Source organism: Cyclobacterium sp. (assembly GCF_014762705.1).
Classification (GTDB): Bacteria; Bacteroidota; Bacteroidia; order Cytophagales; family Cyclobacteriaceae; genus Cyclobacterium.
Map to the genome: position 1 here is coordinate 1 of NZ_JABURL010000019.1, position 11,381 is coordinate 11,381.

Below are 11,381 nucleotides of genomic sequence, written 5' to 3' on the forward strand. Positions count from 1 at the left end.
CTTACTGCAACAATTTTTGTTACCAGCGCCGTCACCTGTTTACTTGTGTTGGTAACTGCCTGCATCAGGGGTATTGGTGGCTACATGATCATTGAAGAACAATTGACCTTTGGGTATTTTCTTGCGTTCACGCTGCTATTGGGTTTTATGATTGCTCCTATCCTTCAAATGAGTAATATCGGCAGCCAGTTAACGGAGGCTTTTGCAGGATTGGATCGCACAGAAGAACTAATGAATCTGCCACTTGAAGCCGATCCTGCCAAAAGAAATATCCGATTGCCGGAAATTGAAGGATCCGTAGTTTTCCAGGATGTTCATTTTGGATACGAAGCTGGCAATGAAGTCATCAAGGGCATTGACTTTGAAGCCAGGCCGGGATCTGTTACCGCATTGGTAGGGAGTTCCGGTTCAGGAAAAACAACCATTTCTGGTTTGGTCGCCTCCTTTTTGAATCCAACCGCCGGGCTGGTTACCATAGATGGGCAAGATCTCAGCCAGGTTGATCTGGATTCTTACAGGAGCCAGTTGGGTGTAGTACTGCAGGATGATTTTCTTTTTGAAGGAACCATCCGGGAAAACATCCTTTTTCCCCGACCCGATGCCAGTGAGGCTGCACTGCAGGAAGCCGTAGAATCTGCCTATGTGAATCAATTTACAGATCAGTTTGAAAAGGGACTGGAAACCGTCATCGGTGAAAGAGGCATCAAACTATCCGGAGGACAGCGACAGCGTCTGGCCATAGCCCGGGCCATATTGGCAGATCCCCGGATTTTAATACTGGATGAGGCGACGAGTAATTTGGATGCTGAAAGCGAAAACTACATACAGACCAGTCTTAAACGTTTGATGAGAGGGAGAACAACCTTTGTTATTGCCCACAGGTTGAGCACCATACGCCAGGCCGACCAGATTTTGGTAATTGAAAAGGGAAAAATAGTGGAGAGAGGAAGACACGAAGAACTCATCGCTACCGAAGGAAGATACTATGACCTGTACACCTTTCAGGCAAGGATTTAGCGTCCAGTTAAGCCAAAAACAAAGGTTAATGATTTTAAAAAATTGCCTTTACGCTGTCCCCGGCAAAGAAAGAACAAGCTACTATTCTCCTGTAATTACTGCTTCGGCAGCCAATCTGCCTGAAGTCATGGCAGCGTTGATTGAGCCGTTTAACAAATGGTCTCCGGCAAGGTAAACATGATCATACAGTTTGGTATGTTGCCTGGGAATCCAGTGTTTGGCATCTTTGATTACTGGTAAAGCCTTGGAAATGGTATAGGTTTTCACATGCTGGAAATAGCTAGCATTGATCCCTGTAAGGGCTTCCAATTCCAATGCAATCAATTGCTCCGGGTTTTCGGTTCCCTTGATATCCTTTATGACGGACACTGATAAGAGCGCCCTGCCATCACTGGCATATCCGGGACTCACATCTGTCAAAAACACCAGGTTATTGACCAGAAATTTATCATCCGGTACAAGGCCTATCATGGCTCTTCCTATAAAGGATTGCTGTAAGGTGTAATAAATATTGGTAACTTCATGAAAGGCAGTTTCTTCCTGACCTATTAATTTTCCGGGAGGGATTGCAATGATGATATCATCAGCTGTAATGGTATTTTCATCTTCCAGAATGATTTTATTCTTTTCCACCCGAACTACCTTCGTATTGTATCGGATTTGCGTATGCTCCAATTTTTCAAAGAGTTGCTGAGTCAATTGCCCCATCCCCTTTTCAGGAATGGCAGCCTGCCCTTCAGCAAACATTTTAAAAACAAATTCAAACATTCGGGAAGAAGTGGAAAGGGAGGTTTCCAGGAAAATTCCCCTGAAGAAAGGGGCAAAGAAATTTTGAATGATTTTATCCGAAAAACCGAAATTTTTCAGGTATTCCTGTGTGCTTGTCTGCGGTGCCGAAAATATGGCATCCAGGGGTTTTTCTTTCAGATCCTGGGTCAGGGAATACATTTTGTACTTATCCCAAATGGTACCCACTTTTGAAAAAGCCATAGCAAATAGCTTAAGAGGATTCCTCAAAGGATCATGCACCGCATAAGTAGCTCCTGGTTTAAAAATGACAGCACCAGGCTTGAATTTTTTCAAATTCAACTTTTCCAGGTCAAGGTACCGGCTCAATTCCGGGTAAGCAGTAAGCATGACCTGAAAACCCTGATCCAGCAAATAGCCATCAACCTCATCGGTTTTAACCCTGCCACCTATCCTGTCACTTGCTTCCAGGATAACAGGATAATATCCTGCCTTTTCCAGCTCAATAGCTGCTACCAGTCCGGAAATTCCCGCTCCGATGATATATATGCTTTTGTCATTCATTTCAAATTTCATTTAAGGTTAAAAACCTCAATCATCCTTTATATTTCTTCGTTTCCTGAATTTGTTATCCTGAGAGTTTTCCGAAGAAGCTTGCTTTTCTCCCTTTTCGGCCTGTTGTCTGGGCTTGGCATTATGATTACCACGGGGTTTGCCTTTAAACTTATTTTTTTTGCCTTTTGGGTTTCCCCCGCCAGCACTTTTACTATGGGACTTCCCTGAATGGGCAGCTTTCAAATCAGGTCCAGGACCTATTTCATCCGGATTGGGAACTACCTCAATTTCCAGGCCAATAAGGTTCTCAATATTGCGGTATTTGTACCTGTCTTTTTCATTGACAAAGGTAACGGCCTTACCCTTCTTTTCCGCTCGGGCCGTTCTTCCTACCCGGTGCACATAATCTTCCGGATCATTGGGGGTATCAAAATTTACCACCATTTCAATGTCTTCCACATCTATCCCCCTGGATAAAATATCGGTAGCCACCAAAATCTTCAAAGATTTGTTTTTGAAGGCGGACATGATTTTTTCCCTTTCGGATTGGTCCAGATCTGCATGAAAAGCTTCAACCTGGAACTGTTTTTTCAAGATCTTAAACAGGGATTTCACCTTGTCCTTGGTGGAGCAGAATATAATAACCGCCTGGAAATCCTGAGATTTGAGTATATGGTTGACCAGGGCTTCTTTCTGTCCATCATAAACATGGTATACATATTGACTTACACCTTTGGCTGTTTTGCCTAAAGCTATGGATATCTGCTCGGGTTCGTGGAGGATTTGCTGGGAAAACTTCCTGATCTTGGGAGGCATGGTTGCAGAAAACAATAAAGTCTGCCTCTTTTTGGGTAGGTGCTGAATAATGGTCAGGATGTCATCCGAAAAACCCATGTCCAACATCCTGTCTGCCTCATCCAGTATCAGGTTTTCCAAAGCATCAAACTTCACCTTTCCCCCGGCAAGCAAAGCAATCAATCTTCCTGGTGTTGCCACTACGATCTCAGCCCCCAATTCCAGTGCTTTCCGTTGTTGCTCCCAGGTATTACCATCTCCACCTCCATAAATAGGAATAGAACTGATTCCCAGGAAATAGGCCAGGCCCTGGATTTGTTGATCAATCTGTATCGCCAATTCTCTGGTGGGGGCAATGATCAATACTTTAACTCCCTTTTTCTTGCTTTGACTGATCTGATTCAAAACAGGCAGAATAAAAGCAGCGGTTTTACCGGTACCAGTCTGTGCAGTGGCTATCAGGTCTTTGCCGGCTAAAATCAAAGGGATGGCTTGTTCCTGAATGGGTGTGGGTTTTTCAAAACCCATGGCATCTAAGCCCTCCTGGAGTTCGGCAACAAAATTAAATTCACTAAATGTCAATTTTTTATCAGTTTAAGTGTAAATATATGCCCAGCCAATCAGTAATAACTGCAAGGGAAGTCTTAAAAACAACAACCATTTTGGAAGCCCTTTGTTCTTTCGTTGGTACATGTACAGGTTGGCCGGAAATACTGCAATCAACAATAGGATGATGCCGTAGGCAGCTAAAGCTCGGGAGGGTTCATAAACCAGGCCCAATCCCAATACCACTTCAATAAATCCCACCAACCTGTTTACCAATCTGGGTTGCGGGATGTAAGGAGGAATGATACTGATATATAACTTCGGCTTCACAAAATGCATGAGACCAGCCGTTACATAAAAAATTGCCATTGCATAAAGAAATATTTCATCCATAAAAATTAATTGCATAAATTTCTTTATGCTTTAAAATTAGAACATGAAAATGGTAATACAAAAATTTAGTCGCCTATTACTGTATTTTTTTTCCACTTTGGTGCTGACAGCTGTCATTTCGCAAGAAATCAGGGGGCAACAGACGCAAAAACCCGTACTGCACGGAAAACATTGGATGGCCATCACGGGTAAACCTCTGGGAGCAACTGCAGGGGCTATGATTTTTCAGCAAGGAGGGAATGCTGTTGATGCGGCCTGTGCCATGTTGGCTGCGACCTGCACCATGTGGGATGTATTGAGCTGGGGAGGAGAAACCCAGGCGCTGATTTACAATCCACATACCGGGGAAGTCATTGCCATAAATGCTTTGGGTGTAGCACCTACTGGTGCCACGGCTGAATTTTACAAAAAACAAGGTTTGAAATTTCCGCCAAGTTACGGCCCTCTGGCTGCCGTCACTCCAGGAACTCCCGGTGGTTTGATCACCATGCTTTCCAAATACGGTAAATTAAGCTTAAAGGAAGTATTGGCTCCAGCTATGGAGATGGCAAATGGTTATCCCATAGAAGCCCAAACCGCCAATGCCATTGAGAGAGACAAGGAAATGATCAAGGAATGGCCCTATGCCAAAAAGGTTTTCTTGCCTCATTTGGGAGAGGAGCGGGAGGCACCTTATGCCGGCGAGATTTTTGAGCAACACGATTTACTGGCTACCCTGCAAAAGCTGGTAGAAGCGGAAACTAAGGCCCTGGCTTCAGGAAAATCCAGGGAAGAAGCCATGCAGGAAGCCTACGACCGGTTTTATAAGGGTGACATTGCGGAGGAATTGACCAGGAGTGTGCAGGAACAGGGAGGATTGATCCTAATGGAGGACCTGGCCAACTGGAAGGTTAAAATTGAAAGCCCCCTTCATACCAATTACAAAGGGATAGATGTTTACAAACTTCAGGAGTGGACCCAGGGTCCTGCTTTGCTGCAATCCTTAAATATTTTGGAAAACTTTGACCTGAAAGGTATGGGATTTAACTCTACCAATTATATCCATACCCTGTACCAGGCCATGAATCTGGCTTTTGCAGATCGTGACTTTTACTATGGCGACCCGGCTTTTTCTCCAAAAAGCCCTATGAAGGGATTGCTATCTAAGGAATATGCCAATGATAGGGCAAAATTGATCAACAAAAACAATGACCCATGGGCAAATCCCGGGGATCCCTATCCCTTCCAGGGTGAAGAAAATCCCTTTAAAAGCCAATTGGAAAATTACAGCAAGAATTATTTTGAGTACAGTGAAAATGCCGATGCGAAGGTTAGTGACAGTTTCCTGAAAGACTTTACCGCAGGGACTACCTCTATCGTTGCAGCTGATAAAGAAGGTTGGGTAGTTTCCATTACCCCAAGTGGAGGTTGGATTCCGGCGGTAATTGCAGGAAATACCGGGATTGGCTTAAGTCAGCGCATGCAGAGTTTTGTACTGGATGAGGAGGTCAATCCATTCAATGTAGTGGCTCCTGGAAAAAGGCCAAGGGTAACACTCACACCTTCCCTGGCCTTGAAGGATGGCAAGCCCTTAATGGCTTTTGCTGTACAAGGCGGAGATACCCAGGACCAAAACCTTTTGCAGTTTTTCCTCAATATGGTAGAGTTTGACATGAACGTACAGCAGGCAGTGGAAGCACCAAATATCAATAGTTACCAGATGCAGGCGGCATTTGGTAACCATGAAATCAAACCCGGAGCATTGACTTTACAATCAGAAACACCATCCTGGGTCAGAAGAGATCTGCAAAACAGGGGATACAAAATGGATTTTCGGGAGCGCACATCCGGCCCCATAACTGCAATTTGGTTTGACTGGAAGCATGGTACCCTGTGGGGCGGAGCCAGTAACCATGGAGAAGATTATGGCATTGGCTGGTAACTATACCTCAGCCGCCTGAATGTGCATCCAGTCGAAATTTCTTCTGCGACCCAGACTGACCCATCCTTCCTCTTCCCAGCAACGCCACCATTCATCATATCTGGGATGGGCAAATGCTGCCTTGTCCCTACCCCAGGTCAAGCGGTTTCTGTCCGGGTCAAAGTCTACCGCCATTCCCCAGGAATGGGTGGACCATTGGGTCCCGCCCCGCATCAGCCTGTTGTTATAGCAGCCGCCAAAATGATTTAAACGCAATGCCTGTATGTCGTTTTCTCCGTAAACCTGAAGTACATTTTCCAGAACGGTCAATAAGCTTTCAGCAACTTTTCTGTGACAGGTGATTTTTCTGGCCCTATACCGCAGATCCCAGGCAATTTTGAGTTCGTAGGGTACGTCTATCGATACCAGGTTTTGTCCCCGCTGCCCATAAAATTCATGGAATTCCGGGGAGTTTTGTCTGGGCCACCTGTTGGCTGCAGGCATTTCCTCAGGTCTCCAGGAACCTCTATTCCGCCCATGCTCCATTAGAAAGGCCAATTCCTCAAAGGCAAATTGGGTCTGAGGCCCCCACATCCCATCAATGGCACCAGCATCAATCCCTTTTTCCTTGGCTCCCATTTGGATAACCATGGTGATTTTACGTGAATTGGGAAGTCTGTGATCAATTCCCTGCACCTTATAAATCGCACCAAGGGTATTGGGACCAAAAATTCCATCAATGCCTCCCTGGTAGTGGCCTTTCTCGGCCAGAAGTTGCTGGGCAAGCTTGATTTTCTCTTTCATACAATATTTTTATTTTAAACCATTAAATATAAACCAATTATTGGTTATTTTAATGAATTTTACCTTCTTTCTGTATTTCATTACGGATGCATTGCAATAAAACATCCTCTCTAATGGAATCAGCTCCGGCGGCCAGTGTTCTCAGCCCCACCTGCTGTACAATATTGACGATATTGGCTCCAGTTAAAGGATACTTTTTGGCCAGGTCTTTTATATCTAGGGTATTTTCCAAAGCCATGCTTTCTGGCAGGTTTTTCTCCCATAACAATAATCTTTCTCTACTTCCCGGTGCTTCAAAATCAATGATGGACTGAAACCTTCTGGTAAATGCCGTATCCAGATTGCTTTTAAAGTTAGATGCCAAAATCACCAATCCAGGATGAGACTCTATGCGTTGCAGCAGGTAGGCTACCTCCTGATTGGCATATTTATCATGGGCATCCCGCACGTTGGTGCGCTTTCCAAAAAGCGCATCAGCTTCATCAAAAAACAGGATCCAATTTTTGCCCGAAGCTTTCTCAAACAAGCGGGAAAGGTTTTTTTCTGTTTCCCCAATGTATTTGGAAACCATAAGGGAAAGATCTATGCGATATACTTCTTTGTCCGTATATTTTCCCAGTAAGCCGGCTGTCAGCGTCTTGCCTGTGCCAGGGGGACCAAAAAACATCACCCTGTAACCTGGTTTGACCTTTTTCCTCAACTTCCAGCTTTCCATCAATTCCTCATTGTAAGTCAACCAGTTTTCCAGCGCCTTGATTTGGGATAAAGTCTTCTCTGACAAAACCAGGTCTTCCCATTCCAGTGCTGTTTCGATTAATTCAGCAGGGAAACCCGTGCTGGGTTTTGGAGGGCGGACAACTTCCAAAAGGAGCTTATCGGCAAACTCCTGCTCCAGACAGAGCGTTCCGGCATAAAAGGGTTCTTCTGGTAAGGTTTCTCCCAAATAAAGGTGGTTTTTCCTGAACAGGATCGATTCCTGAAAAACTGCCAGGTGTTTTTTCCGGGTGACTGGATCTGTTCCTGCCAGTAAGTAAAGCAAGGTTTCTCCGGTAGGGATGATGCCTCTGTGATGCTTGCTTTTACAACCGCCAAATTCTGGAAATTCAGCACCTTCCGGATAATAAGATTGGATAGTTTTCCCCAATAATCCCGGATCCATATGAGGTGCAATGGCGAGTGCCAGCAACAAAAGGTCCCTGTTTTTGATGTCCAGATCTTTGATCGTCTTGCCCAAAAACTCCTCCGGATCAAAATGAAGCTCCATTTGGGGTTTTTCAAGGGTTTCCGTTTTTCCCAATTCATGGTCGAGCCGGCTCCTGATCACCAGGCGTAAAAAATCCATCAATTGCTTCATAAACGGAAAGTATTTACCAGACAAATAAGGAAAGAAAAAACAATCATTGTTGTGCCTGAGATTGGTCCAATATTTTTTTATAGTGAAGGGCTTTGCTAAAATCAGGTTTCAGCTGCAAGGCCCTATCCAGCCAATCCCCGGCCATTTTATGATCCCCCCTACCCAAATAGACTACCGCCAACTCGGTCATTACCTGATAATTTTGGGGCTCAAGGCGAAGTATGGTCGATAGGTGCTTAATGCCTTTTTCCCAATCCCCCATAGCGAGGTAATTGACCGCCAGGTGCTGCCTGATTTCTGCATGGTCCGGATCATCAGCCAAAGCCATTTTAAAAGCTTTTTCTGCCAAGCCATGGTTTTTAAGCTGAAATTCACACTGACCGATCATAAACCAGGCCAGTGCATTTCCCTCTTTGGCCGGAATACTATGCAGCTGCTGCAATGCTTTTTCCCACTTCTTGATGTTGATATAGACCCTGGCCAATTGGATTACATAAGCCGTATCATGATTCCTGGCCAATATTTTTCCCCAGGTTTCTATGGCTGACTCATGGTCCCCGGTATGCGACGCCAATTGTGCCAGACTTACCCTGGCGCTTTGGTGATCGGGATCTCGTTTCAATGCATCAAGATACCTTTCCCTTGCTTGTGCAAATATGCCCATCATGGCCAGGGCGTTTCCACTATTGACCATATAAGTAGGCTTGGGTTCAATTTGAATGGCCTTTTCAAAAAACTCCAATGCTTTTTTATAGGCTTTTTGATGGTGGTGGTAAAGTCCCAGGTTATTTAAAATAGAGCTATTGGTCGGATCAAGTTCAAGTGCCTGTGTGTAACAAGAGATGGCACTTTCAAATGCCTGGTTTAAAAAGTGTTTGGCTCCCTCATTGTTAAGTGCAATGGCTTTTTCTTTTTCCATATCCCCAATTTAAGCAAATAAATCATTTTTTATGTCCGATGCCAGGCCTTTTGCCATATCGATTACGTCCAGGTCAGGATAAATCACTTCAATATCATCAAATGACATGTCAAAAGGTTCTCCTTCCCTGTAGTGCACAGGAAATACAATCCCAAATTGTATCCCCGGACCCCACTCGTAGGCCGCCAGGTTGTGCCGCCAGGTTTCTGATATGGAAAGAAAACCAATTCCTAAACTGGCTCTGGCGAATGCATTGATTTCAAATATGAATTTTGGGTTTACGGTAATCCTTCCGCTGGCATCCAGGGCCAAACCGGTTTGGGGACTCCAGTTGACATCTACTTCTGCCAGTGCCTCTCCTTCCAGTCCCAGGGTGCCCGTTAGTTCGATTCCTCCGGAAAGGCTGGCAATGGCCACACTTATCCCTAGACCCAGATCTCCCCGCAAGGTAAGCCCGGCATCTGCAGGAATGGCAAATTCCCCATGACCGGCGACCGTGGTTTCGTCTTCTCTTTCCGGATTATAGGTGATTTCTGCGGAAAGGTTGCGCAATTCTCCGGGACCAAATCCAGCAGTAAAGTCAAGCCCTCCACCGATTTGAGCTACCAGGCCAATGCTTCTTGGTCCTAATGGAATGGCAAATAAGGGGATTTCAATGGTAGGTACCCTAAACAGGTTTCTGTTGATTTCTCTCCTTCGGAATACTTCGTAACTGTCAGAAGCCAACCTGGCATTCACTTCAATTTCTCCATTGGGCAAGAGCCGGACACCGGCCGTGGCTGCCAGCCATGGGGTGAGCTGAAGGGTTAACTCCCCTCCCCCATATACCCGCATGTTTTCGTCAGGTTCTCCGGCAGGTTGTCCATCTTCACCTATAGGTCGGTTGGTGGCACCAACTTCAATGCGCCCGCTGAGCATGCCCCGGCTGTAGGCAGCAGACCCTTCAATGGTCAGGGCTCCGTTTTCGTAGGTAACCGACAGGGAAGTGCTAATTCCTGGTATATCGGGCTGGGCAGTCCCGGAAACAAATACGTCATACGTTTCAGCTCCGGCAGGTTTAGCCACCCTTGCCGCTACACTCCCTCCAGTTATGCCGGGAATATCGCTACTCAGATCAAAATTACCCCCTATGGAAAAACCTGATTCACCGTATTGAATCTCCATGTTTCCCCGCTCGATGCCGGGTATATCCAATTCGGCCTCTCCGGTGGCCGCAAAATTACTTTCGCTGTAGGTAGCAGTAATGGTCGCACTCTTCACCCCCCGGACTTTGCCCTCCGGTATACCTATTTCCCCACCGATGGTCCAGGTATTTTCCTTGTATTCCACATTGATTTCCGCCGGGTCGAAAAGCTCCGAGTCAAAATTAAAAGCTCCTTCCAATTCAAAGCCTCCAGAGGTAGAGGCTGTAGCACTGATATGGCCATCTCCTACCTGATCGATACCGAAATTGACATTTCCTTCTGCACCCAGACCCTCGGTACCAACAAACACTTCAAGACTGCTATCAGAGATACTAAAAGGCCTCGGAAAGTTAAATTCACCCGTATTAAAAATTTTTCTCAACCGAATGTTATCACCGTCAATCACCAGGTCAATATCCGCATCCTGTACAAGAGGAACGGTAGGAAGTACCTTTCCATTTGCCATTAGTCCCTTCGCTGGATCAACGGAAACCGAATCAATACGGACAGGACTAAGACCTGGTAAACGCAGGCTATTCCTAACTGATCCAGCCACCGATGCCCTATTGAGTGCCCCTCCATATTCTAGTCCGGGTATAGGGTCAAGCGTCCAATCAAATGTACTGTTTCCTGCCACCTGTAACAAGGTGCTGCCATCCGATTTAAAAGCTTCTACTTTCAGAAAACCAACACTTCCTGAATTCTCTAAACCTACAGGATTAAAAGAAGCACCAAGTAGAGATATCCTACTTTCTGCGAAGAGTTTAATATTAGAGGAAGACAAATCTACATATTCTCCGGCAGGTCGCTCACTTCCCCAGGGAACTTGCACCGAATTACCACCTGTAGCACCAGGAAAAATCAATAAGTGATCGGGATTACCACCTTGTAAACCCTCTTGCTGCATTTCTGCCGGCGACATTACCTGAAGCAATTCCAAATGAGGGTTATCCACAAACTCCAATGCCCCCCAATAAACTTCTGGATTTCCAGAAACATCTTTTGTGAATTCTCTGGAGGTAAAAGTGATGTCATAGTCATTTTTTAACCGCGAAATCTCCTCCACTGAAGTGCCGTAGGGAAAAGCACTTTCAAATTCAGCAGATTGGTTGGGGTCTGCCTTTACAGCATCTATCGCTTGCTTTAGCCTTGACCTGATTTCTCCGG

Annotated in this window: 8 protein-coding genes and 1 pseudogene; 2 read left to right on the forward strand and 7 right to left on the reverse strand. The window is 45.4% G+C overall.

What is annotated here, in order from left to right; genetic code table 11:
* A partial coding sequence (locus tag HUJ21_RS02870) for an ATP-binding cassette domain-containing protein (RefSeq protein ID WP_291367116.1) occupies positions 1 to 1,017 on the forward strand: 1,017 nt, incomplete at its 5' end.
* Positions 1,018 to 1,098: 81 nt separating this feature from the next.
* Here HUJ21_RS02870 and HUJ21_RS02875 read toward each other — a convergent pair.
* From HUJ21_RS02875 to HUJ21_RS02885, 3 genes are read right to left on the reverse strand one after another with little or no spacing between them, the layout of a single operon-like run.
* Positions 1,099 to 2,328 carry an NAD(P)/FAD-dependent oxidoreductase gene (locus tag HUJ21_RS02875; protein WP_291367118.1) on the reverse strand — a complete coding sequence of 410 codons (1,230 nt, stop codon included), beginning with the start codon at positions 2,326 to 2,328 and terminating at the stop codon, positions 1,099 to 1,101.
* Between the two features lie 27 nt (positions 2,329 to 2,355).
* Positions 2,356 to 3,696: a DEAD/DEAH box helicase gene (locus HUJ21_RS02880; RefSeq protein ID WP_291367120.1), complete on the reverse strand. Its 1,341-nt coding sequence runs from the start codon at positions 3,694 to 3,696 to the stop codon at positions 2,356 to 2,358.
* Between the two features lie 12 nt (positions 3,697 to 3,708).
* The gene (locus HUJ21_RS02885) at positions 3,709 to 4,068 is read right to left on the reverse strand and encodes a DoxX family protein (RefSeq protein WP_366483558.1); all 360 of its coding nucleotides are present in this window, start codon (positions 4,066 to 4,068) and stop codon (positions 3,709 to 3,711) included.
* A 160-nt stretch (positions 4,069 to 4,228) separates the two neighbouring features.
* On the opposite strand from HUJ21_RS02885, the gene HUJ21_RS02890 reads away from it, so the two are divergent.
* The gene (locus HUJ21_RS02890; protein ID WP_291367130.1) at positions 4,229 to 5,974 is read left to right on the forward strand and encodes a gamma-glutamyltransferase; all 1,746 of its coding nucleotides are present in this window, start codon (positions 4,229 to 4,231) and stop codon (positions 5,972 to 5,974) included.
* Here the strand turns inward: HUJ21_RS02890 and HUJ21_RS02895 are convergent, their stop codons facing one another.
* The 4 genes and pseudogenes from HUJ21_RS02895 to HUJ21_RS02910 form a co-directional block, all read right to left on the reverse strand.
* A complete protein-coding gene (locus HUJ21_RS02895) occupies positions 5,975 to 6,757 on the reverse strand; it encodes a M15 family metallopeptidase (protein ID WP_291367122.1) in 783 nt (260 codons plus the stop codon). It lies immediately after the preceding gene.
* 49 nt (positions 6,758 to 6,806) lie between these two features.
* A complete protein-coding gene (locus HUJ21_RS02900; protein WP_291367124.1) occupies positions 6,807 to 8,111 on the reverse strand; it encodes an ATP-binding protein in 1,305 nt (434 codons plus the stop codon).
* A 43-nt stretch (positions 8,112 to 8,154) separates the two neighbouring features.
* Positions 8,155 to 9,030: a tetratricopeptide repeat protein gene (locus tag HUJ21_RS02905; RefSeq protein ID WP_291367126.1), complete on the reverse strand. Its 876-nt coding sequence runs from the start codon at positions 9,028 to 9,030 to the stop codon at positions 8,155 to 8,157.
* Between the two features lie 9 nt (positions 9,031 to 9,039).
* Positions 9,040 to 11,381: pseudogene (locus tag HUJ21_RS02910) on the reverse strand (hypothetical protein); the annotation flags it as partial.